Raw genomic sequence first — 22,925 nt, 5'->3', positions numbered from 1 at the left:
GACCACAGGCAGCCATGCAAGAGCAATACCGCCCGGAAGAGATAGAATCCCGCGTCCAGCAGCACTGGGACGAAAACGAAACCTTCAAAGTGACCGAGCAGGAAGGCAAAGAGAAATACTACTGCCTGTCTATGCTGCCCTATCCTTCTGGCCGCCTGCACATGGGCCACGTGCGTAACTACACCATTGGCGATGTGATTGCGCGCTACCAGCGCATGCTGGGCAAAAACGTCCTGCAGCCGATTGGCTGGGATGCCTTTGGCCTGCCCGCCGAAGGGGCGGCGGTGAAAAACAACACTGCGCCAGCACCCTGGACCTACGACAACATCGAATACATGAAAAACCAGCTGAAACTGCTGGGCTTCGGCTATGACTGGAGTCGCGAACTGGCGACCTGTCAGCCTGAGTATTACCGCTGGGAACAGTGGTTCTTCACCAAACTGTACGAAAAAGGTCTGGTCTACAAAAAAACCTCCGCGGTCAACTGGTGCCCGAACGACCAGACCGTACTGGCGAACGAACAGGTGATCGATGGCTGCTGCTGGCGCTGCGACACCAAAGTCGAACGCAAAGAGATCCCGCAGTGGTTCGTGAAAATCACCGATTACGCCGAAGAGCTGCTCAACGACCTCGATAAGCTGGAAGACTGGCCGGAGCAGGTTAAGACCATGCAGCGCAACTGGATTGGCCGTTCTGAAGGTGTCGAGATCACCTTTGACGTGGCCAACAGCGCGGAAAAAGTCACGGTTTACACCACCCGTCCGGACACCTTCATGGGGGCAACCTATGTCGCCGTGGCAGCCGGTCATCCTCTGGCGCGCCAGGCTGCCGTCAACAACCCGGCGCTGGCTGACTTCATTGCTGAATGCAGCAACACCAAAGTCGCCGAAGCGGACATGGCCACGATGGAGAAGAAAGGCATGGCCACCGGCCTGCACGCTATCCATCCGCTGACGGGCGAAGAGATTCCAGTCTGGGTCGCTAACTTCGTGCTGATGGAGTACGGCACCGGTGCCGTGATGGCCGTACCGGGTCATGACCAGCGCGACTGGGAATTCGCCACCAAATACGATCTCAACATCAAGCCGGTGGTGCTCAACCTCGACGGTACCGCGCCGGATATCAGCGCCGCGGCGATGACCGAAAAAGGCACGCTGTTCAACTCCGGCGAGTTTGACGGTCTGGACCACGACGCCGGCTTCAACGCCATCGCCGATGCGCTGGCGGCCAAAGGCGTCGGCGTGCGTAAAGTAAACTATCGCCTGCGCGACTGGGGTGTGTCACGCCAGCGCTACTGGGGTGCGCCAATTCCGATGGTGACGCTGGAAGATGGCACCGTAATGCCAACGCCAGAAGATCAGCTGCCGGTAATTCTGCCGGAAGACGTGGTCATGGACGGTATCACCAGCCCAATCAAAGCCGATCCGGAGTGGGCGAAAACCACCGTCAACGGTCAGCCGGCGCTGCGTGAAACTGACACCTTCGACACCTTTATGGAATCATCGTGGTACTACGCGCGTTACACCTGTGCGAACTACAACGAAGGCATGCTGGATCCGGCGGCAGCGAACTACTGGCTGCCGGTCGATCAGTATGTGGGCGGTATCGAACACGCCATCATGCACCTGATGTATTTCCGCTTCTACCACAAGCTGCTGCGCGACGCGGGCCTGGTCAATTCTGACGAGCCGGCCAAACGCCTGCTGTGCCAGGGCATGGTACTGGCAGACGCCTTCTACTACGTCGGTGCCAACGGCGAGCGCAACTGGGTTTCTCCGGTTGACGTTAACGTCGAGCGCGACGAAAAAGGCCGCATCACCAAAGCCATCGACAATCAGGGCCGCGAAGTGATCTACGCGGGCATGAGCAAAATGTCGAAGTCCAAAAACAACGGCATCGACCCACAGCTGATGGTTGAGCGTTACGGCGCAGATACCGTGCGTCTGTTCATGATGTTTGCCTCCCCGGCGGAAATGACGCTGGAGTGGCAGGAGTCAGGCGTGGAAGGCGCTAACCGCTTCCTGAAACGCGTGTGGAAGCTGGCGTACGATCACGTGGCCAAAGGCGCGACCGTGGCGCTGGATGTCAACGCGCTCAACGATGAGCAGAAAGCGCTGCGTCGCGATCTGCACAAAACCATCGCCAAAGTGGCGGATGACATCGGCCGTCGTCAGACCTTCAACACCGCGATTGCGGCGATCATGGAGCTGATGAACAAACTGCTGCGCGCACCGCAGGAGAGCGAACAGGATCGCGCCCTGATGCAGGAAGCGCTGGTCGCCGTAACGCGCCTGCTCTATCCATTCACCCCGCACGCCAGCTACGTGCTGTGGCAGGCACTGGGTGGCGAAGGCAGCATCGACGACGCCAGCTGGCCGGTTGCCGATGAAGCGGCAATGGTAGAGGATTCGCTGCTGGTGGTGGTGCAGGTCAACGGTAAAGTGCGTGGTAAAATTACCGTGGCGCCGGATGCGACGCAGGAACAGGTGCAGGCGCGTGCGGCACAGGAGCATCTGGTGGCGAAATATCTGGATGGCGTCACCCTTCGTAAAGTGATTTATGTCCCTGGCAAACTGCTTAACCTGGTCGTAGGTTAAGTTCAGGAGGAACTGTGCGACAACTCGTTATCAGGCTGTTTGTCCTGCTGGCAGTGCTGGTCACTGCCGGCTGTGGTTTTCATCCGCGCGGCACCACGCAGGTGCCACCGGAAATGAAAACGCTGATCGTCCAGAGCGGCGATCCGTATGGCCCGCTGGCGCGCACCGTGCGTCAGCAGCTGCGCATCAACGATGTCAAAATCGTTGAAGACAGCAAAGCGGCCAGTGCGCAATACCCGACGCTGCGTCTCGGCGCGGAGAGTCAGGGACGCGACACCGCGTCGGTATTCATCAGCGGCACCACCGCCGAATACTCGCTGGTGATGACCGTCAGCGCGCAGGTGTTGCTGCCGGGCAAAGGCATTTATCCGATCAGCACCACGGTGTACCGTTCGTTCTTCGACAACCCGAACGCCGCTCTGGCGAAGGATGCCGAGCAGGATATGATTGTGCAGGAGATGCGTCAGCGTGCCGCCGAGCAGCTGGTACGTAAGCTGCTGACGGTACACGCCGCGCAGGAGAGCAACAAAGAGACGCTGCCGCAACCTGAAGTGATTGCGCCAGGCGCGGACTCACCGGAAGTGCCCTCCTCGTCAGCCACCAGTCTGCAATGATCAGGATCTATCCTGAACAACTGCGCGCGCAGCTTCGAGAGGGGCTGCGCGCCTGTTATTTTCTCACCGGTAATGAACCCCTGCTGATTCAGGAGAGCGCAGATGCCATCCGCGCCGCCGCCGCTCAGCAGGGCTTCGACGAACATTTTTCCGTCAGCGTTGATGCGCAAACTGACTGGGAGGCGATTTTCGCCAGCTGTCAGTCGCTGAGCCTGTTCACACAGCGCCAGACGCTGACGCTGCAGCTGCCGGAAAACGGCCCCAACGCCGCCATCGCCGAACAGCTGGTGAAACTGGCGGCGCTGCTGCACAGCGACATCATGCTGGTGCTGCGGATGGCGAAGCTGACTAAAGCGCAGGAGAACAGCGCCTGGTTTAAAGCGCTCAGCGCCAGTGCGGTGCTGGTGCCGTGCCAGACGCCGGAACAGGCGCAGCTGCCGCGCTGGGTGGCCGCCCGCGCGAAAGCCCTGCAGCTGAGTATTGATGACGCGGCGATTCAGCTGCTCTGCTACTGTTATGAAGGTAATCTGCTGGCGCTGGCCCAGGCGCTGGAGCGGCTGTCGCTGCTGTGGCCGGACGGCAAACTGACGCTGCCCCGCGTGGAAGAAGCGGTGAACGATGCCGCGCATTTCACGCCGTTTCACTGGGTTGATGCGCTGCTGGCCGGCAAGAGCAAACGCGCGCTGCACATTTTGCGTCAGCTGCAAAAAGAGGACAGCGAAGTGGTGATTCTGCTGCGCACGCTGCAGCGCGATCTGCTGACGCTACTGCAGCTGCAACGCCAGCAGGCGAAGCAGCCGCTGCGCACGCTGATGGATCAACAACGTATCTGGCAGAACCGCCGTGCCCTGTTCACTGAAGCGCTGCAGCGACTGGATGCGCAACGGCTGCAGCAAGCGGTGCATCTGCTGGCTCAACTCGAACTGACCATGAAGCAGGACTACGGTCAGAATCTGTGGCCGCAGCTGGAGACGCTGTCGTTGCTGCTGTGCCATCGTGATTTTCCGCTGGGTTTAACTGATGTCTGACCTTTACGCGCTGTTTGGCGGCACCTTCGATCCAATTCATTACGGCCATCTGCGTCCGGTCACCGCGCTGGCGCAGCAGGTTGGCCTGCAAAAAGTGACGCTGCTGCCGAACAACGTGCCGCCGCACCGGCCGCAGCCGGAAGCCAGCGCACAACAGCGCGTGGCGATGCTGCGCTGCGCCATTGCCGATCGTCCGCTGTTTGATATCGACACGCGCGAGCTGACGCGCACCACGCCGTCATGGACAGTGGACACGCTGGAAACCCTGCGCGCCGAGCGCGGTGCACAACAGCCCCTCGGGTTTATCATCGGTCAGGATTCTCTGCTAACGTTAGGAAAATGGCATCGCTGGCAGGAACTGCTGTCGCTGTGTCACCTGCTGGTTTGTCAGCGTCCAGGCTACACCGCGCAGATGGCTACGCCAGAGATGCAGCAGTGGCTGGATGCGCACCGCGCGCATGAAGTGCAGCAGTTGCATCGCGCGCCGGCAGGCCACATCTGGCTGGCCGATACGCCGCTGTTCGACATTTCTGCCACTGAGATTCGCCAGCGCCGCCATCATGGCCAGGACTGCGCCGATCTGCTGCCAGCGGCAGTGATCGACTACATCGATCGCGCGGGCTTATATCGCGATTGATCGCCGCATGCTATACTGCGCCGCTTCATTTTTGGCTGCGTTTTCCGGGGCATTCAGCCTGCCCATAATCACCTGTTTTTAAGGGGAACCTTTTGCAAGGCAAAGCACTCCAAGAGTTCGTTATTGATAAGATTGATGATCTCAAAGGCCAGGACATCGTTGCGATTGATGTGCAGGGCAAATCCAGTATCACCGATTGCATGATTATCTGTACCGGGACCTCCAACCGTCACGTCTCCTCCATCGCTGACCATGTGATGCAGGAATCGCGCGCGGCAGGCCTGAAACCGCTCGGCGTCGACGGCAAAGCGGCTGCTGACTGGGTTGTGGTCGATCTCGGTGAAGTGATCGTGCACGTGATGCAGGAAGAGAGCCGCCAGCTGTATGAGCTGGAAAAGCTCTGGAGCTAAACGTTGAAACTGCAGCTTGTCGCCGTCGGCACCAAAATGCCCGACTGGGTTCAGACCGGTTTCATGGAGTACCTGCGTCGCTTTCCCAAAGATATGCCGTTTGAGCTGACTGAAGTGCCGGCCGGTAAACGCGGCAAAAACGCCGACATCAAACGCATTCTGGAAAAAGAGGGTGAAGCGATGCTGGCGGCGGTGGGCAAAGGCAACCGCATTGTGACGCTGGATATTCCCGGACAGCCGTGGGAAACGCCGCAGCTGGCGCAGCAGTTAGAGCGCTGGAAGCTGGACGGGCGTGATGTCAGCCTGCTGATTGGTGGGCCGGAAGGCCTGGCGCCGGCGTGTAAAGCGGCAGCCGAGCAGAGCTGGTCACTGTCCGCGTTAACGCTGCCGCACCCGCTGGTGCGTGTGCTGGTGGCGGAAAGCCTGTATCGTGCCTGGAGTATTACCACTAATCACCCTTATCACCGTGAATAAACGCCTGACAACCTCCAGACAATAAACGCAGCGGATGAAATTACAGAGCAACGCTTTTCGCGATTACACTGCCGAACAGAAACTGTTTGTCCGCCGCGCCCTGGTGGCCTTTGTCGGCATCCTGCTGCTCTCCAGCGTGCTGGTGGTCAATCTGTATCATCTGCAGATCCTGCGCTTCGACGACTACAGCACCCGTTCAAACGAAAACCGCATCAAACTGGTGCCGGTCGCCCCCAGCCGCGGCATCATCTATGACCGCAACGGTGTGCCGCTGGCGCTCAATCGCACCATTTACCAGGCCGAGCTGGTGCCGGAAAAAGTCGATGACCTGAAGCAGACGCTGCAGGATCTGCGGCCGGTGCTGGATTTGACCGACGACGATATCGATGCGTTTGAAAAAGAGCGCAAGCGCTCGCGCCGCTTTACTTCGATTCCGATCAAAACCGGCCTGAATGAAGTGCAGGTCGCGCGCTTCGCAGTGAACCAGTACCGCTTCCCGGGCGTGGAAGTGAAAGGCTACCAGCGCCGCTACTATCCCTACGGCCAGACGCTGACGCACGTGGTGGGTTATGTCTCGAAAATCAACGATCGTGACGTCAAGCGCCTTGATGAAGAAGGCAAATGGCCGAACTACGCAGCCACCCACGATATCGGTAAGCTCGGCATCGAAAACTATTACGAAGATGTGCTGCACGGCAAAACCGGTTACGAAGAGGTGGAAGTCAACAACCGCGGCCGCGTGATCCGTCAGCTGCATGAGCAGTCACCGCAGGCCGGACGCGATATCTGGCTAACCATCGATCTTAAACTACAGCAGTACATCGAAACCCTGCTGACCGGCAGCCGCGCCGCCGTGGTGGTGAGCGATCCGCGCACCGGTGAGATTCTCGCACTGGTCTCCACACCCAGTTACGATCCGAATCTGTTTGTCGATGGTATTTCGAGTAAAGATTATAAGGCGCTGCTCGGCGATGAGAACCGCCCGCTGTATAACCGTGCGCTGCAGGCATCGTATCCGCCCGCCTCCACGGTTAAACCTTATGTGGCGGTCTCAGCGCTCAGCGCCGGCGTGATCAACCGCAATACCAGCCTGTTCGATCCGGGCTGGTGGCAGCTGCCGGGCTCGGAAAAACGCTACCGCGACTGGAAAAAGTGGGGCCACGGTCGCCTCAACGTCACCAAATCGCTGGAAGAGTCGGCGGATACCTTCTTCTATCAGGTGGCCTATGACATGGGCATCGACCGCCTGTCGGAGTGGATGACCAAATTCGGCTACGGCCACCGTACCGGTATCGACCTGCCGCAGGAGAGCCCCGGTAACATGCCGACGCGCGAATGGAAGATGAAACGCTTTAAAAAGCCGTGGTATCAGGGCGATACCATTCCGGTCGGTATCGGCCAGGGCTACTGGACGGCGACGCCGGTGCAGATGAACAAAGCGCTGATGATCCTGATTAACGACGGCGTGATTAAAGTGCCGCACCTGCTGCGCGCCACCCGTGAAGGCAACAGCATGGTGCCGTATCGCCAGCCGCCGGATGCGCCGATTGGCGACATTCATTCCGGCTACTGGGAGATCGCCAAAGACGGGATGTATGGCGTGGCCAACCGCGCCAACGGCACCGCGCATAAAAGCTTTGCCGATGCACCGTACAAGATTGCGGCGAAATCCGGTACCGCACAGGTGTTTGGCCTGAAAGAGAATGAGACTTACAACGCGCACAAAATTGCCGAACGGCTGCGTGACCATAAGCTGATGACCGCCTTCGCGCCGTACGACAAGCCGCGCGTCGCCGTCACCATGATTCTGGAAAACGGCGGTGCCGGCCCGGCGGTGGGCACCGTGATGCGCCAGATTCTCGACCACATAATGCTGGGCGACAACAATACCGTGCTGCCAGAAGCCGCACCCATGCCGCCCGGCTACGAAGGTGAATAACGATGTCGATGAACGATAGTCCCCAGAAAAGAACGATCTGGACGCGTATCCATATCGACCCGCTGTTTATGCTGATCATCATCAGCCTGCTGGCCTACAGCGCCATTGTTATCTGGAGCGCCAGCGGCCAGGATCCGGGTATGATGGAGCGCAAGCTCGGGCAGATTGCCATGGGCACCATCATCATGCTGGTGATGGCGCAGGTGCCACCGCGCGTGTATGAAAGCTGGGCGCCCTACCTCTACATTGTCTGCGTGATTTTGCTGGTGGCGGTCGATGCCTTCGGCCACATCAGCAAAGGGGCACAGCGCTGGCTGGATCTCGGTTTTGTGCGGTTCCAGCCGTCGGAAATCGCTAAAATCGCCGTGCCGCTGATGGTGGCGCGCTTCATCAACCGCGATGTCTGCCCGCCGACGCTGAAAAACACCGGCATCGCGCTGGTGCTGATTTTCATGCCGACGCTGCTGGTGGCGGCGCAGCCGGACCTCGGTACCTCCATTCTGATCGCCGCCTCCGGCCTGTTTGTGCTGTTCCTTTCGGGCATGAGCTGGAAGCTGATTGGCGTGGCCGTGCTGTTGGTGGCGGCGTTCATCCCGATTCTGTGGTTCTTCCTGATGCACGATTATCAGCGCGACCGCGTGATGATGCTGCTCGATCCGGAGAGCGATCCGCTCGGTGCCGGTTACCACATTATTCAGTCCAAGATTGCTATCGGCTCCGGTGGCCTGCGCGGCAAAGGCTGGCTGCACGGCACCCAGTCGCAGCTGGAGTTTCTGCCCGAACGTCACACCGACTTTATCTTCGCGGTGCTGGCGGAAGAGCTCGGCCTGGTGGGCGTCCTGCTGCTGCTGGTACTTTATCTGCTGCTGATCATGCGCGGGCTGGTGATTGCCGCACGCGCGCAAACCACCTTTGGTCGCGTGATGTCCGGCGGCCTGATGCTGATTCTGTTTGTGTATGTTTTCGTTAACATTGGCATGGTTAGTGGTATCTTACCGGTGGTTGGCGTGCCGCTGCCGCTGGTGAGCTACGGCGGATCGGCGCTGATTGTGTTAATGGCCGGATTTGGCATCGTGATGTCGATCCACACTCATCGAAAAATGTTATCTAAAAGCGTTTAAGAGGCTGCACATGCGTAAGGACTGGCTTGGGGTTGCTCTGGCATCACTGGTACTGGCTGCCTGTTCCACACCGGAACAGCAGACGAACACGGCCCCGCCGCAGCCGGCCTATAATGGCCCGGTGGTGGAGATTCCCGGCGTGGAGCCACGCTATGAGCCGATCAATCCCTCTACCAGCCAGGACTACAGCGTCAACGGCAAAACCTATAGGGTGATTAAAGATCCGTCCAACTACAGCGAAGTTGGTCTGGCAACCTGGTACGGTGAAGAAGCGCAGGGCAACCGCACCGCGCTGGGTGAAACCTACGATCCGGACGCGTTAAGCGCCGCACACCCTACCCTGCCGCTGCCGAGCTACGTGCGCGTCACCAACCTGGCCAATGGCCGGCAGATTGTGGTGCGCGTCAACGATCGCGGCCCTTACACGCCGGGTCGGATTATCGACCTGTCGCGCGCAGCAGGCGATCGCCTGAATATTTCCAATAACACCCGCGTACGGGTGGATTACATCAAAGTAGCGCCAGACGGTTCGGTGTCCGGCCCGGGCACCATCGGCACCACCGTGGCCAAACAGAGCTATGCGCTGCCGGCGCGGCCTGACCTGAGCGGCGGCATGGTGATGACCGGCTCCAGCAGCGCGCACGCCCCTGCCGCACAGGACGTTCGCGCGGTGGATAACAGTTCACTGCAGAGTAACGGCAACATCGGTGCACCGGTGCAGAGCAGCGGCTTTCTCGGCGCACCGCAGCCGTTAGCCAGCGGCGTACTGGAAGGCAGCGCGCCGGCCACACCGGTTGCCGCCAGCCCTGCCGCACCGGCTGCGGCTGCGGCAGCGAGTCCGGCTCCGGCCAGCCACAACGCCAGCGCCCATGCCGGCAGCGGTTTTGTGGTACAGGTTGGCGCCCTGAATGATGCCGCTCGCGCCCGGCAGATGGCGGACAGCCTTGGCCAGCGCTTTGGTGTACCCGGCGTGGTGGAAGCCAATGGTAACGTCTATCGCGTGCAGCTTGGCGGTTTCAGCAGCCGGGCTCAGGCCGCCGCGCTGCAGCAGCGTCTGAGCACTGAAGCGCAGATCAGCTCCTTTATTACCACGGCCCGCCCGTCAATGTGACGGGCCGTGCCCTTGCCTGCTGACACTGAGGCATAAAGCCAGATGTCGCACGATGGCAGCTTTGCTATAGTAAGGCACTTTTTTCACTCTTAACCCCACGGATGCTGTAGTCCTGAACATGAATACGCTGAAACCTTCTCGTTTTCTGAAACGCCTGACAGTGGGATCACTGGTCGCTCTCTCCCTCAGCCACGTTGCCTTTGCAGATGATGTTAATCTGAAAACCATGATTCCGGGCGTGCCGGACATCGATGCCGAAGCTTACGTGCTGATCGACTATAACTCCGGCAAAGTGCTGGCGGAAAAGAACGCGGACGCGCGCCGCGACCCGGCCAGTCTGACCAAAATGATGACCAGCTACGTCATCGGCCAGGCGGTCAAGGCGGGCAAAATCCATCAGGATGACATTGTTACCGTCGGTAAAGATGCCTGGGCAACCGGCAATCCGGTGTTCAAAGGCTCCTCGCTGATGTTCCTCAAGCCGGGCGATCGCGTACCGGTCTCTCAGCTGACGCGCGGTATTGTGCTGCAGTCCGGTAACGACGCCTGCGTGGCGATGGCCGATTACGTTGCCGGCAGCCAGGACGCGTTCGTTAATCTGATGAATAACTACGTGGGCGCGCTGGGCCTGAAAAATACCCATTTCCAGACCGTGCACGGTCTTGATGCTGACGGTCAGTACAGTACGGCGCGTGACATGGCGCTGATTGGTCAGGCGCTGATTCGCGATGTGCCGGATGAGTACGCGGTCTACAGAGAGAAAGAGTTCACCTTTAATAATATCCGCCAGATGAACCGTAACGGCCTGCTGTGGGATACCAGCCTGAACGTCGACGGCATCAAAACCGGCCACACCGAAGCCGCCGGTTATAACCTGGTGGCGTCAGCGACCGAAGGCCAGATGCGTCTGATCTCGGCAGTGATGGGCGGTCACACCTTCAAAGGCCGTGAAACCGAGAGTAAAAAGCTGCTGACCTGGGGCTTCCGCTTCTTCGAAACCGTGGCACCGCTGAAGGCGGGCAAAGAGTTTGCCTCTGAGCCGGTATGGTTTGGCAACAGCGATCGCGTGCAGCTCGGCGTGGAAAAAGATGCCTACCTGACCATCCCGCGCGGCCGCATGAAAGACCTCAAGGCCAGTTACGTGCTGAACAACACCGAACTGCACGCGCCGCTGCAGAAAAACCAGGTCGTGGGCAGCATCAACTTCCAGCTGGATGGTAAAACCATCGAACAGCGTCCGCTGGTGGTGCTGAACGAAGTGCAGGAAGGCGGTTTCTTCAGCCGCATCATCGATTACATCAAACTGATGTTCCATCACTGGTTCGGCTAAGGCGCGCTTGAAAAATCGCCAATCCGTCCCCAGATAAGCTACTATATTGCTCCCGCTTCGGCGGGAGCCTGTTTTTTATGCACCGGAGTTAATATGAAAACCAAACTGAATGAACTGCTCGAATTCCCGACGCCTTTTACCTACAAAGTGATGGGCCTGGCGCAACCGGAGCTGGTTGATCAAGTGGTTGAAGTGGTGCAGCGTCATGCGCCCGGCGACTACAGCCCTGACGTGAAGCCCAGCAGCAAAGGCAATTATCACTCGGTCTCGATCACCATTAACGCCACCCACATCGAACAGGTGGAAACCCTGTACGAAGAGCTGGGCAACATCGAAATCGTGCGCATGGTGCTGTAATGCTGACGCTGGTAAAGGCCGCTTTGCCAGCGTTATACTCTGCCCTCCACTCGCTACCGGACTTCTGCTTTGTCTGCTAATACGCTTCTTGTTCGTCAGCTTGGCCAGCGCGACTGGCAGCCCGTCTCCGATGCCATGCATCACTTTACCGATCGGCGCGACAACGCCACCGCCGATGAACTCTGGCTGGTGGAACACCCCGCGGTGTTTACTCAGGGCCAGGCGGGCAAAGCCGAACATGTGCTGGTGCCGGGCGATATTCCGGTGGTACAGAGCGATCGCGGCGGCCAGGTGACCTATCACGGCCCGGGCCAGCAGGTGATGTATGTACTGATTGACGTTAAACGCCGCAAGCTGGGCGTGCGCGAGCTGGTCACCGCACTGGAAGAGACGGTCATCGCTACGCTGGCTGATTACGACATCAGCGCGCGTGCGCGTGCGGATGCGCCTGGCGTATACGTTGGCGATGCGAAAATCTGTTCACTCGGCCTGCGCATCCGCAAAGGCTGCTCGTTTCACGGTCTGGCGCTCAATGTCGCGATGGATCTGGCGCCCTTCCTGCGCATCAATCCCTGTGGCTATGCCGGCATGCAGATGACGCAGATCAGCGCCTTCCAGCCCGGCATCACGCCGGCGGACGTGCAACCGCGCCTGGTGCAGCATTTCGCGCGCCTGACCGGCTTTAGCGACACGGAATGGCATGATGAGGCCGCGCGCTGACCTTGACCGTACGTGCGCATTTACAAAATTGTAACTTTCGCCACGGCTTATCGGCTGCTTCTGTCCCGGCGAGATGATATAATTTTTGCAATTTTTTCAAATAAAGTTGAAAGCCTGGTTCTCAGTTTGAGTGAGGAAGCTTTCAAATCGCAATCCCGACCGGAACCTGCAGATTTATGAGTAAACCAATTCAGATGGAACGTGGCGTCAAGTATCGCGATGCCGACAAAATGGCGCTGATTCCGGTAAAAACCGTAGTCACCGAACGCCAGGAAATCCTGCGTAAGCCGGAGTGGATGAAGATCAAGCTGCCTGCGGATTCCAGCCGCATTCAGGGCATCAAAGCGGCGATGCGTAAAAACGGCCTGCACTCGGTGTGTGAAGAGGCTTCCTGCCCTAACCTTGCCGAATGCTTTAACCACGGCACCGCCACCTTTATGATCCTCGGTGCCATCTGTACCCGCCGCTGTCCGTTCTGCGATGTGGCACACGGTCGGCCAAACGCGCCGGACGCCAACGAGCCGCTGAAGCTGGCACAAACCATCGCCGATATGGCGCTGCGCTATGTGGTGATCACCTCGGTGGACCGCGACGATCTGCGTGACGGCGGTGCACAGCACTTTGCTGACTGCATCAGCGCCATCCGCGAGAAAAGCCCGACCATCAAAATTGAAACGCTGGTACCGGACTTCCGCGGGCGTATGGATCGCGCGCTGGAGATCCTCACGGCTACGCCGCCGGATGTGTTCAACCATAACCTGGAAAACGTACCGCGCGTCTATCGTCAGGTGCGTCCGGGCGCTAACTATGAGTGGTCGCTAAAGCTGCTGGAGCGTTTTAAAGAGGCGCATCCGGACGTACCAACCAAATCCGGTCTGATGGTCGGTCTCGGGGAAACCAATGCGGAAATCATCGAGGTGATGCGCGATTTGCGTCGCCACGGTGTTACCATGCTGACCCTCGGCCAGTACCTGCAGCCAAGCCGTCACCATCTGCCGGTACAGCGTTACGTCAGCCCGGCGGAGTTCGATGAGATGAAAGAAGAAGCGCTGGCGATGGGCTTTACCCACGCCGCCTGCGGTCCCTTCGTCCGCTCGTCTTATCACGCTGATATGCAGGCGAAAGGCCTGGAAGTGAAGTAATCTCCTGCCGCGATTGCGCCCTGCTGCGGCGCAATCGCAAAAATTCTGCTTAAACAGCTTAATTCCTGTCGCAAATCTGTCGCTTTAACCGCTGAGGCCATAAGAGCCTGTTTATTATTTTTTATTTTCTCAGTGTTTTTTCATAAAGGTCAGATTATGCAATCATCCTTTCATATCGATGAGCTCGATTTTATGCGGGCGGCGGATGTGTCAGGTCCATCCTCTGGTAGACCGCGAAGCGGCGCGTCGGGCGAAAGCCTGGATGCGCTAAAAGCGCGTACCACGCCCATGGATATCACTAATCCGTTCGTGACGCCCCATGCGTCGTGCGAACTGGCGTTTCTTGCAACCGCCATCAGCATCGACCACCGCTACGACGAAATTCATCTGCACCTGCCGCAAAGCGCGCAGCCTGCGTCCGCGCCCGCGCCCGCACTGCCGTTCACCGAACTGCGCAGCGTAACGCCGGATGAAACGCCATTGCTGCCAGCGCTGCCGCCAGCGCAGCAGGCCGCCGGCGAGAGCGTCTGGCACAGCCTGCCTGAGGTTCCGGCGCTCAGCCCGGCGCTGTCGCTGGTCGGCACGCTGCCTGCGGCATGGTATGCCGCTGAACATCAGACGCCCCACCAGTCGGCTGTCCCCACGCCCACAGCCCGGCAGCCGCTGAACCTGCCTGAGGTGGCTGTGCTGCGCGACATACAGCAACACGACTATGCGGTGGATTACGACGACAGCGGTGAGCCGAAAATGTTTAGCGGCACGCTGGCGGCGGGCGCTCAGGTGCATATTTATATCGATAATGTGCTGATTGAAGTGGTAACGGGCGACGCACAGGGTCACTGGCAGTTCGCTCAGCCCGCCGATTTAAGCGCGGCACAGCATGTATTCAGTGCAGAGTTCGTCGATGAACAGGGGCATGTCAGCAGCCGTTACAATAAGTTGATTACCGTACTGCCGCAGCCTGCCGCTATTATCACGCCAATTGATGACAGCGATCTCAGCGCGATTGATTGTGCACTGATGGAACTGGCGATGCAGCAGGATGATATTGCGCCCGCTCTTCTGCCGCTGACCTTCAGCGAAGCATGGCTGGATGAGTGGCACAGCGCTGACAGCATATTGACCGCCAGCGGCGATCACGGCGGCAGCCTGCCAGGCTGGGATGAACCGCTGGAACATCACATTGTCTGGCACTAAAAAAACGAAAACCAGACTGTGGCAGTCTGGTTTTTTAACGTAATAAATATTTACACTTATTGACGTTCAGCGCAGAGATTACTCTTTATGGCCGACGCGTTCAGCAGGCGTTTCTTCGGCACTGCTTTTGGTTGCGGTGGATTCATCATCTTTCATGGCTTTTTTAAAGCCCTTGATTGCGGAACCCAGATCGCCACCCAGTGAACGTAACTTGTTGGTGCCAAAAAGCAGTACGATAAGCGCACCGATGATCAGCAGTTTGGCAATACTGATACCTTCCATATTTTACCTTTCAACCTTCGCGAAAAACGGACAGCACTATTAACGCGCAGTTATTCACCACGCTCAACTGCAATCTGTAACAGAGTGAGATCTCAGGGTCAGATAAAGCGGCTGAGAAACGCCTGGGTACGCGGATGCTGCGGATTGCCAATCACCTGCTCTGGCGGTCCCTGTTCCACCACCACGCCACCATCCATGAACACCACGCGATCGGCGGCTTCACGCGCAAAGCCAATCTCATGCGTCACCACAATCATGGTCAGGCCGCGATTGGCTAACGTACGCATGGTGGCCAGCACTTCCCCCACCAGTTCCGGATCCAGCGCTGAGGTCGGTTCATCGAACAGCATCAGCAGCGGTTTGATCGCCAGCGCACGGGCAATCGCCACGCGCTGCTGTTGTCCCCCCGACAGATGCCGCGGCCAGGCGTCGGCTTTATCGCTCAATCCGACCGTTGCCAGCAGCTCACGCGCGTGTTGCAGCACCTCATCGCGTGGGAACTTGTGCACGCCAATCGGCGCTTCCATGATGTTTTGCAGTACCGTCATATGGGGATAGAGATTGAACTGCTGAAACACCATGCCGATTTTCTGCCGCTGATGGGCAATTTTCCGCGCCGACAGGCGATGCAGCAGGCCGCGCTTTAGCGCGTAACCAATCTGCTCGTCGCCCACCATAATCGAGCCGGCATTCATCTCTTCCAGATGATTAATGCAGCGCAGAAAGGTCGACTTGCCGGAGCCCGAAGGCCCGAGAATCACCACCACTTCGCCCGGAAACACATCAAGATCGATGCCTTTCAGCACCGCGTTATCACCGAAGCTCTTTTGCACATTACGCGCGCGCACCAGCGGCTGAATCTCGCTCATACGTCCTCCTTTAAACGCGGGGCCGCAGCCAGCGCCGTGTCACTGCTGGCGCGTCGTTTGTTCACCACCACGGTACGTTTGCTGCCGCGCGCGTAGTAGCGCTCAATGGCTGACTGGCCGACGTTGAGGATCGAGGTAATCAGCAGATACCAGATCACCGCCACCATCAGCATCGGAATGATTTCAAAGGTACGGTTGTAAACGGCCTGCACCGAATAGAGCAGATCGCCCATCGCGATGACGCTCACCAGCGACGTGGCTTTGATCATGCTAATCAGCTGGTTGCCGGTAGGGGGAATAATGGCGCGCATCGCCTGTGGAATGATGATACGCCGCAGCGCGCGGCTGCGGCTCATGCCAAATGCCTGAGTGGTTTCAACCTGACCGTGATCGACCGACAGCAGGCCGGCACGGATAATCTCCGCCATATAGGCAGCCTCGTTGAGCGCCAGACCGGCGATGGCGGCGGTCAGCGGCGTGATCAGATCGTTAGTATTCCAGCTGGCAAAGGTGATGTCCGTCCACGGCACGGTGATCGATAGCGTGGGAAACAGCGTCGACAGGTTGTACCAGAATATCAGCTGCACCAGCAGCGGCGTACCGCGAAAGAACCAGATGTAGAGCGCCGACACGCCGCTCAGCAGTTTATTCTCTGACAGCCGCCAGACCGCCAGCAGCAGCCCCAGCAGGGTGCCCAGCACCATCGACACCACCGTCAGCCCGAGCGTCACCTGCAGCCCTTTCAGCACCGAGCCTTCGGTAAACCACTGCAGCACCACGTGCCACTCAAAATTGGGATTGGTCGCCACCAGCCACAGACCATTCGCTGCCAGCGTCAGGACTACGATCCAGCTAACCCAGCGTCCATACGCGGGCGCGCTACGGGCAAAAGCGACGTCGCGCTGCGGCACGTCAGCCTGATCCGTGGGGCGCGCGTTGGGGCCGACGGCACTCATTTTGCCGTCTCCTGCGCCAGGTTACGTCCCGGCTGCGGCAGCATGTTGCCGTCCAGCTGCCACTTTTTCATGATGGCCGCGTAGGTGCCGTTGGCAAACAGTTCTTTGTAGGCATCCAGCACCACCTCACCCAGCGGCGAGCCTTTGGGAACGACCGTGCCCTGAAAGATATCGCCAAAGCCGTTTTTCTGCCCCTGACCAGACAGTTCAAGTTGCCCCTGCGCCTGCTCAATGAAATAGGTCAGCGGCGCCTGCGAGGAGAAGAAGGCATCCGAACGCTTCGAGCGCACCGCCAGGATCGACGAAGGCTGATCGGTAAAGGACTGCACCACGACTGCAGGTTTGCCCGCAGCCTCACAGGCGGCTGACTGTTTGCGGATCACCTGCTCCGCCGAACCGGCCGCCATTACCGCGATGCGCTTGCCGCAGGTATCTGCCAGACCGTTGATGTGCGCCGGATTGCCCTTCTGCACGCCAAACACCACGAACTCCTGCACGTAGTCGATGAAGTCCACCTTTTGCTGGCGATCCGGATAATCACCTATCGGCCCGATGGCCATCTGATAGCGTCCGGAATTAATACCGGCCAGTACGCCGGACAGACCGCTCACCGTCGCGTGTTCAATTTTCACGCCCAGCAGCTGGCCGAGCGCCACGGTAAGATCGGCCGAGGCGCCATCCATTGAGTGCGGCCCGTTAACGATCTCATACGGCGGAAAGGAGCCGTTGTTTACCGAGATCATTTTGCCAGCCTGCTTGATCTGCGCCGGCAGTCGATCGTGCAGCGCCTGATCCATTTTTTGCGTCGGAATGGCGTCCGCAGCCTGGGCGACGCTCGCCGTCAGGCCGGTCGCCAGCGCGATGGCGGTTAAAAGCATTTTCATCAGTCAGTTTCCCCCAGGCAGGTCAAAGTGATTGCAATTCCGGACGGGCAAAGCGGCGATTTTCCAGTACCGGCAGCACGCTGCGGGCGTAGGCGATGCGGGCCGGATCCAGTTCGGCAAACACCAGTGCAGCGCACTCTGGTGCCTTAGCAATCACCACGCCAAGCGGATCAATCACCAGACTGTTACCAATGTTGCGCGGCCCGCACTCGCCTACCGCCACCATGTAGCAGGTGTTTTCCAGCGCGCGCGCACTGGTCAGCAGTTCCCAGTGCATCTCCTTTAACGGTCCTTTTACCCAGGCGGAAGGCAGCACCAGCACGTCGGCACCGTCCAGCACCAGCCGGCGCGCCAGTTCGGGAAAACGCACGTCGTAGCAGGTCATCAGCCCGACTTTCATGCCGGCCACCTCAACCAGTGGCGGCACGGCATCACCCGGATTAACCCGCTGCGACTCCTGCATGGCGAAGGCATCGTACAGATGCAGCTTGACGTACTGCGCGATGATTTCGCCATTACGCAGGGCAATCAGTACGTTGTGCGCTTTGTTATCCTGCGTCGGCACGTGCACGCTCATCATGGTGGTCAGCGCGTTACCTTTGCTGGTTTCCAGCAGTTGACTGACAAACGGCCCATCCAGCGGCTGTGCGGCTTTTAACACCAGATCGGGATCGGCGATATCGCGCGCCAGCACGCCTTCCGGCAGCACCAGCAGATCGGCGCCCGCCGCCAGCGCATCCTGCATCAGACCGCGACAAATGGCGGTGTTCTCCTGCCATTCGCGGCTAACGGCAAACTGCCCCATGGCTACTTTCATCTTCACTCCCCTCTGGCCGCCGCCGGGAAAATCTCCTCCGGCGAGAGCAACGTTGTGGTTAAGCCCTGCTGAAACAGCTCACGGGCGAAGTCGGCAATCATCCTTTTGTTAGCGGTAAATCCGTTTTGATTCCAGTCGGCAGGCAATTCCTGCGCGGTGCGTCGCAAATCATCCAGCAGCCACGGCGTGGTATCCGCGTACTTCTCGCGTTTGCGCATCCACAGCTGATACGCGCGATCGATCACCTCGCTCAGCGCCTGCGGCAGCCACGGATGCGCCGCCGCCAGCGCCGGCTTCAGCGCCAGCAGATGAATACCGGGCACATAGCCGACGCGGTTGAAGTAGTCGCGCTCAGCACTGACGAAATCCGCCTGCAGCTGGCGCAGACCGGAATCTTTCAGGAAAAAACCCTCAGGCATAAACGGCGTGAACACCGCATCCAGCTCGCCGGCTTTCAACAGTTCAATCAGCGGACGCTCGTCCGGCGCCGGTTCGATGCGGCCCGGGCGACCAAATCCCGCCAGCCGGTCAACAATCGGATGATCAGCGGTCAGGCGTCCGGCAAACCAGAAGGCGTCGTTGATATCGACGCCCGCTTCGCGCAGCACGGTGCGCGTCCAGGTATTACCGGAGTCCTGCCAGCCGGTAACGCCGATTCTTTTGCCTTTTAGCTGGGCCGGCGTGGTGAGCGGGCTGGTTGTGGTGGTGATGATGCAGCGCTGGCGAAAGCCACGCATCAGAAAGTGCGGCAGGCCGAGCAGTGAGCTGTCGCCGCGCGCCCGTGCCTGCGCATAGCGGCTGAACGACACCTCACCGCCTTCGTAGTGTTCACTGCTGGCCAGGTTATCCACCAGCGTGCCTACGCGGTCAATGACCAGCCTGAAGCCCTGTGGCTGAATATCGCCCAGCGCCAGCGGCGTGAAGTAATCCCAGTCGCGCACCGCCAGTCTGATAGTGATCATCGTTGTGCTTCTCCGTTTGTTCAGCCGCCACGCTGGCGCTGTGCATTTTTTCTGCAAATTGTGCTTGAATTTGAGTCTAAAACGCGAATACTAATCTGAACAATCATTTCTTTGTTACTGAACAAAGCTTTTTCTTATGACGCAAATTGTGGATGCAGAGTGGCTCAGCCAGCAGATTAACGACGCCTCGGTAAAAGGCATTACCCTCGCCGCGTCAACATTGATACGCGACGGACAGATTGCCGTAGGCATGCAGATGCCGGCGGTGCGCGATTTGGCGGAGCGGTTGGGCGTGAGTCCGGCCACGGTATCCGCGGCCTGGGCGCAGCTGAAAAAGCAGAAAGTGCTGGCGGGTAAAGGGCGAAGCGGAATCTGGGTGTGCGGCAACAGTGTGATGCCGCGACCGGTCCGCTTTGAGAAAATTGGCAACTATGGTGAAAACGTCAAAGCCGCGCTGGCGATGGCTGCGCCCGATCCGGCACTGCTGCCGGACCTGCGCCCGGCGATGCTGGCCGGGCTGGCGTCACCGCAGCTGAATAGCTATCAGCGTGAGGCGATTTCGCCACAGCTGCAGGCGGCCATTGCGCCGCGCTGGCCCTGTCCGGCGGAGGCGTGGCTGGCGACCGATGGCGGCTTTGATGCCATGAACCTGATTGTGCAGACGCTGCTGTCACCCGGCGATCGGGTGGTGATTGAAGATCCGACCGCGACGCGTCTGCTGGATATGCTCGACAACATCGGTGCCGAGATCCTGCCGCTGCCCGGTGATGAGCAGGGACCGCTGCCTGAGGTGCTGGCGACACACTTACAGAAAGCGCCAGCGATGTTCATTTATCAGCCACGCACCCACTCGGCGACCGGCTACAGCGTCAGCCAGCAGCGCAGCGAAGCGCTGGCGCAGGTGCTGGCGCAGAGTGCCACCCTGATTGTCGAGGATGATGGCATCGGCGATTTGTCGCGCTGGCCGGTATGGAGTCTCGGTCGCCACTATCCGCAGCGCACGCTGCACGTGCACTCCTTTTCCAAAGCCTACGGCCCGGATTTGCGGCTGGCGGTGGTATCCGGCACGACAGAACTGGTGAAACGGCTGCAGTCGTGGCGTAACTTCGGGGTCAGCTGGACCAGCCGTATTTTGCAGGATGCGGTGGCCTGGATGCTGAGCGATGCGCCCACCCAGCAGCGCATACAGCAGGCTAAAACCACGTATGCCGCGCGCCGTCAGCAGTTGCTGGCCGCACTGGCGCGGCGCGGGCTGGTACAGGAAGATCGCGACGGACTAAGCGTGATGTTGCCGGTGGCGTCAGAGCAGTATGCCATGATCACCCTCGCCGCCCGGGGCATCACCGTGCTGCCAGGCGAACGCTGCAGCATCAACAGCGGACAGTTCATTCGCGTCAGCATTGCGCGGCTGCCGGCCGATCAACTCGACAGCATCGCCGATGCGTTAGTGATTGCCTGTGGACGCGAGCTTAATATCAGCCCAGATCTTTGATGTGATAGCGTGGCGATTCAACGTAGCCTTCTCGCGCATAAAACTGGTTAGCTTTCAGTCGCGAGGCGTGACAATGTACTTCCATGCGGTCGCAGCCGCGGGCGCGCGCCAGTTGCTCGGCGTGGTTCAGCAACTGCTGGCCGCTGCCTTTACTGCGCTCGCCCTCGGCGATACAGAAATAGCTGATGCGCGCGAAATCGCCCGCTAATGCCAGCTGCGGAATAAAGTGCAGCGAAAGAAATCCCAGCACCTGGTTACCGTGTTCCGCCACCAGCAACGTCTCGTCGGGATGGGCGCACAATTGCGCCAGCCGATCGCTGATAAATTTTTCCGTGCCGCGATAACCCAGCTCGGTTAACAGTGCACTCAGGGCAAAGCTGTCTTTGGCCTGTGCTTCACGTATGTTCATCCTGCCTCCTCCGTTCCCTGACTGCTGTTATATAGCGTTGCCGCTGAAAAATCTGCAAGTAAGCTTTGTTATGAGTATGTTACGGGAATTATCTGTGAGCGACGCCGCAGAATGTGCCTTGTCATGCCGCTGTCACGCTGGCTTAAGGCTGGCTTAATCTTGCTTTGCCATGCTGGCATAAATGAAGCTGCGAGGCATGGCACATGAAGAATCTGGTACCGCACTGTTTAAATGAATGGCTGGCGCTGTCGCTCAGTACGCTGGTGATTGTCGCCTGGGCTATTAGCTGGTGGCAGGGCTGAAAAAAGCACAAAAAAAACCCGCCATCAGGCGGGTTTTTAAAATTCTGACTGTTAACTTACAGAGCGGTAACGTTAGCAGCAGATGGGCCTTTAGCGCCGTCGGTGATTTCAAACTCTACACGCTGACCTTCAGCCAGAGTTTTGAAGCCGTTGCTCTGGATAGCAGAGAAGTGTACGAATACATCTTTGCTGCCATCTTCTGGAGTAATGAAACCGAATCCTTTGGACTCATTAAACCACTTAACGTTACCTTTGATCTTGGACATCTATATTACCTTTACATGAAAAATGGACACTAAACTGTGTCGGCATCTAGTACAGCAATTGCAGTGACATTTGTCCAGCGCGAATTGATGAAAAAGTGATAAATATTGATTTTTTCCATGCCCTTCACACTTTCTGCGCATCTTCAGAGATTAAAACTGAAATCTTAACCAGGCAAAATAGACGTTGCCGTTGTTATAAGTACCTGGAATGTAAGTCATTTGGAAGGTTGCCGGGCCATACCCTATCGAAGCCAGCGGCAATACCAGCGGAACCGGGATATATCGCCAGTTATCCCTGGCCGTCACGCCTGCGGTGTAACCGGCGCCCAGATGGAAATTCTGATCGTTCAGCGGTCGCCAGGTCGCTTCCCAGCCGTAGCCGGCGATGGGCTCCCACTTGTTAAACGAGTCTTTAAACGCCATGGCATACAGGCCGTGCCAGTTGCCCTTTTCATCCCAGCGCGAAACGCCACCGCCCGCGCCCCACGGCCGCTCGTTGTACTTTTTGATGTGTTCATCATCGTAAGTAAAGCGGTTGTGCCAGGTGATAGCCGGGACGTAAAGATCGTAATTTTGCGGTTGTGTCCAGGTTTGCGCCACGTTATCGGAGAAGGTATTCCAGCCCGATTTAATCGCTTCGCCTGTGGTTGCCGCTGGTGTCGAAAAAGAGACCGATGAAGTCAAAATACAGCCGCAAAAGGCTGCAGAAATACGCCAGTTCACAACAATGCTTCCTGTTAAATCATCCTGTATCCGGCAGGCACCGCGTAGCGCCACATCGCGCCGCACCGTGCTGCCGTGGGTTAATGGCTGATGCCACGAGCGTGTACAGCGCGTGCGCCACAGTGGCGCCAGTCGCACCCGGCTCTGCTGGCAATCAGCTGGTTAATTTTACCTCACTGCGCGAACGGAGTCGAAACGGCAAATAAACAAAACGCAGAGGGTAAAAGGTGCAGAAAATGCACTGCTCAGTTGATGATTACTTAGGGTGATTACTTAATATTCAGCA

General features: G+C 58.5%; 24 protein-coding genes. 15 read left to right on the top strand and 9 right to left on the bottom strand.

Going from position 1 to position 22,925, the window contains the following annotated elements:
- Nucleotides 1-14: 14 nt before the first annotated feature.
- The 14 genes from leuS (at nt 15) to CBW22_RS06615 (ending at nt 14,677) form a co-directional block, all read left to right on the top strand.
- Nucleotides 15-2,597: a leucine--tRNA ligase gene (gene leuS / locus CBW22_RS06680; protein WP_058769436.1), complete on the top strand. Its 2,583-nt coding sequence runs from the start codon at nt 15-17 to the stop codon at nt 2,595-2,597.
- A gap of 14 nt (nt 2,598-2,611) precedes the next feature.
- A complete protein-coding gene (gene lptE, locus CBW22_RS06675; RefSeq protein ID WP_021508579.1) occupies nt 2,612-3,211 on the top strand; it encodes an LPS assembly lipoprotein LptE in 600 nt (199 codons plus the stop codon).
- Nucleotides 3,208-4,239 (top strand): DNA polymerase III subunit delta, encoded by a 1,032-nt coding sequence (holA, locus tag CBW22_RS06670; protein WP_021508580.1) that lies wholly within the window; start codon nt 3,208-3,210, stop codon nt 4,237-4,239. The genes lptE and holA overlap by 4 nt, the downstream gene beginning before the upstream one ends.
- Nucleotides 4,232-4,876: a nicotinate-nucleotide adenylyltransferase gene (gene nadD / locus CBW22_RS06665; RefSeq protein WP_088516284.1), complete on the top strand. Its 645-nt coding sequence runs from the start codon at nt 4,232-4,234 to the stop codon at nt 4,874-4,876. Before holA ends, nadD begins: the two co-directional genes overlap by 8 nt.
- Before the next feature lie 92 nt (nt 4,877-4,968).
- Nucleotides 4,969-5,286 carry a ribosome silencing factor gene (gene rsfS / locus CBW22_RS06660; RefSeq protein ID WP_021508582.1) on the top strand — a complete coding sequence of 106 codons (318 nt, stop codon included), beginning with the start codon at nt 4,969-4,971 and terminating at the stop codon, nt 5,284-5,286.
- Nucleotides 5,287-5,289: 3 nt separating this feature from the next.
- Nucleotides 5,290-5,760, top strand: a complete 471-nt coding sequence (gene rlmH, locus CBW22_RS06655; RefSeq protein WP_058757899.1) for a 23S rRNA (pseudouridine(1915)-N(3))-methyltransferase RlmH — start codon at nt 5,290-5,292, stop codon at nt 5,758-5,760.
- Between the two features lie 34 nt (nt 5,761-5,794).
- Nucleotides 5,795-7,699, top strand: a complete 1,905-nt coding sequence (gene mrdA, locus CBW22_RS06650; RefSeq protein ID WP_088516283.1) for a peptidoglycan DD-transpeptidase MrdA — start codon at nt 5,795-5,797, stop codon at nt 7,697-7,699.
- Between the two features lie 8 nt (nt 7,700-7,707).
- Entirely contained in the window at nt 7,708-8,820 is a 1,113-nt protein-coding gene (mrdB, locus tag CBW22_RS06645; protein ID WP_031279886.1) for a peptidoglycan glycosyltransferase MrdB, read from the top strand.
- Between the two features lie 10 nt (nt 8,821-8,830).
- Nucleotides 8,831-9,931 (top strand): endolytic peptidoglycan transglycosylase RlpA, encoded by a 1,101-nt coding sequence (gene rlpA, locus CBW22_RS06640; protein WP_088516282.1) that lies wholly within the window; start codon nt 8,831-8,833, stop codon nt 9,929-9,931.
- Nucleotides 9,932-10,049: 118 nt separating this feature from the next.
- Nucleotides 10,050-11,261: a D-alanyl-D-alanine carboxypeptidase DacA gene (dacA, locus tag CBW22_RS06635; protein WP_021508587.1), complete on the top strand. Its 1,212-nt coding sequence runs from the start codon at nt 10,050-10,052 to the stop codon at nt 11,259-11,261.
- 93 nt (nt 11,262-11,354) lie between these two features.
- Nucleotides 11,355-11,618, top strand: coding sequence for a DUF493 family protein YbeD (ybeD, locus tag CBW22_RS06630; protein ID WP_010618866.1), 264 nt, complete (start codon nt 11,355-11,357; stop codon nt 11,616-11,618).
- Nucleotides 11,619-11,687: 69 nt separating this feature from the next.
- Entirely contained in the window at nt 11,688-12,338 is a 651-nt protein-coding gene (lipB, locus tag CBW22_RS06625; RefSeq protein ID WP_088516281.1) for a lipoyl(octanoyl) transferase LipB, read from the top strand.
- Nucleotides 12,339-12,514: 176 nt separating this feature from the next.
- Complete coding sequence (lipA, locus tag CBW22_RS06620; protein WP_058757902.1) at nt 12,515-13,480, top strand: lipoyl synthase; 966 nt, start codon at nt 12,515-12,517, stop codon at nt 13,478-13,480.
- Nucleotides 13,481-13,636: 156 nt separating this feature from the next.
- Nucleotides 13,637-14,677 carry a hypothetical protein gene (locus CBW22_RS06615; protein ID WP_141097296.1) on the top strand — a complete coding sequence of 347 codons (1,041 nt, stop codon included), beginning with the start codon at nt 13,637-13,639 and terminating at the stop codon, nt 14,675-14,677.
- 78 nt (nt 14,678-14,755) lie between these two features.
- Here the strand turns inward: CBW22_RS06615 and tatE are convergent, their stop codons facing one another.
- The 6 genes from tatE to CBW22_RS06585 all read right to left on the bottom strand — a co-directional run bounded on the left by tatE (nt 14,756) and on the right by CBW22_RS06585 (nt 19,447).
- Entirely contained in the window at nt 14,756-14,959 is a 204-nt protein-coding gene (gene tatE / locus CBW22_RS06610) for a twin-arginine translocase subunit TatE (RefSeq protein ID WP_010618871.1), read from the bottom strand.
- Nucleotides 14,960-15,057: 98 nt separating this feature from the next.
- Nucleotides 15,058-15,828: an amino acid ABC transporter ATP-binding protein gene (locus CBW22_RS06605; protein ID WP_058757904.1), complete on the bottom strand. Its 771-nt coding sequence runs from the start codon at nt 15,826-15,828 to the stop codon at nt 15,058-15,060.
- Nucleotides 15,825-16,784, bottom strand: coding sequence for an amino acid ABC transporter permease (locus CBW22_RS06600; protein ID WP_021508592.1), 960 nt, complete (start codon nt 16,782-16,784; stop codon nt 15,825-15,827). Before CBW22_RS06600 ends, CBW22_RS06605 begins: the two co-directional genes overlap by 4 nt.
- The gene (locus CBW22_RS06595) at nt 16,781-17,668 is read right to left on the bottom strand and encodes an ABC transporter substrate-binding protein (RefSeq protein ID WP_058769431.1); all 888 of its coding nucleotides are present in this window, start codon (nt 17,666-17,668) and stop codon (nt 16,781-16,783) included. The genes CBW22_RS06600 and CBW22_RS06595 overlap by 4 nt, the downstream gene beginning before the upstream one ends.
- 22 nt (nt 17,669-17,690) lie before the next feature.
- Complete coding sequence (locus CBW22_RS06590) at nt 17,691-18,485, bottom strand: deaminated glutathione amidase (RefSeq protein ID WP_059010522.1); 795 nt, start codon at nt 18,483-18,485, stop codon at nt 17,691-17,693.
- A 2-nt stretch (nt 18,486-18,487) separates the two neighbouring features.
- Complete coding sequence (locus CBW22_RS06585) at nt 18,488-19,447, bottom strand: nitrate ABC transporter substrate-binding protein (RefSeq protein ID WP_088516279.1); 960 nt, start codon at nt 19,445-19,447, stop codon at nt 18,488-18,490.
- 136 nt (nt 19,448-19,583) lie between these two features.
- Between CBW22_RS06585 and CBW22_RS06580 the strand changes: the two genes are divergently transcribed.
- Nucleotides 19,584-20,939, top strand: a complete 1,356-nt coding sequence (locus CBW22_RS06580; RefSeq protein WP_088516278.1) for an aminotransferase class I/II-fold pyridoxal phosphate-dependent enzyme — start codon at nt 19,584-19,586, stop codon at nt 20,937-20,939.
- Here CBW22_RS06580 and CBW22_RS06575 read toward each other — a convergent pair.
- The 3 genes from CBW22_RS06575 to pagP all read right to left on the bottom strand — a co-directional run bounded on the left by CBW22_RS06575 (nt 20,923) and on the right by pagP (nt 22,639).
- Nucleotides 20,923-21,348 carry a GNAT family N-acetyltransferase gene (locus CBW22_RS06575; protein ID WP_021508597.1) on the bottom strand — a complete coding sequence of 142 codons (426 nt, stop codon included), beginning with the start codon at nt 21,346-21,348 and terminating at the stop codon, nt 20,923-20,925. The genes CBW22_RS06580 and CBW22_RS06575 overlap by 17 nt on opposite strands.
- Nucleotides 21,349-21,706: 358 nt before the next feature.
- A complete protein-coding gene (gene cspE, locus CBW22_RS06570) occupies nt 21,707-21,916 on the bottom strand; it encodes a transcription antiterminator/RNA stability regulator CspE (protein WP_010615627.1) in 210 nt (69 codons plus the stop codon).
- A 150-nt stretch (nt 21,917-22,066) separates the two neighbouring features.
- Complete coding sequence (pagP, locus tag CBW22_RS06565) at nt 22,067-22,639, bottom strand: lipid IV(A) palmitoyltransferase PagP (protein WP_021508599.1); 573 nt, start codon at nt 22,637-22,639, stop codon at nt 22,067-22,069.
- Nucleotides 22,640-22,925: the final 286 nt, after the last annotated feature.

Source organism: Pantoea sp. VS1 (assembly GCF_002207995.1).
In the GTDB taxonomy this organism is placed as follows: domain Bacteria; phylum Pseudomonadota; class Gammaproteobacteria; order Enterobacterales; family Enterobacteriaceae; genus Pantoea; species Pantoea dispersa.
This window is presented reverse-complemented; position numbering and strand designations above follow the sequence as displayed.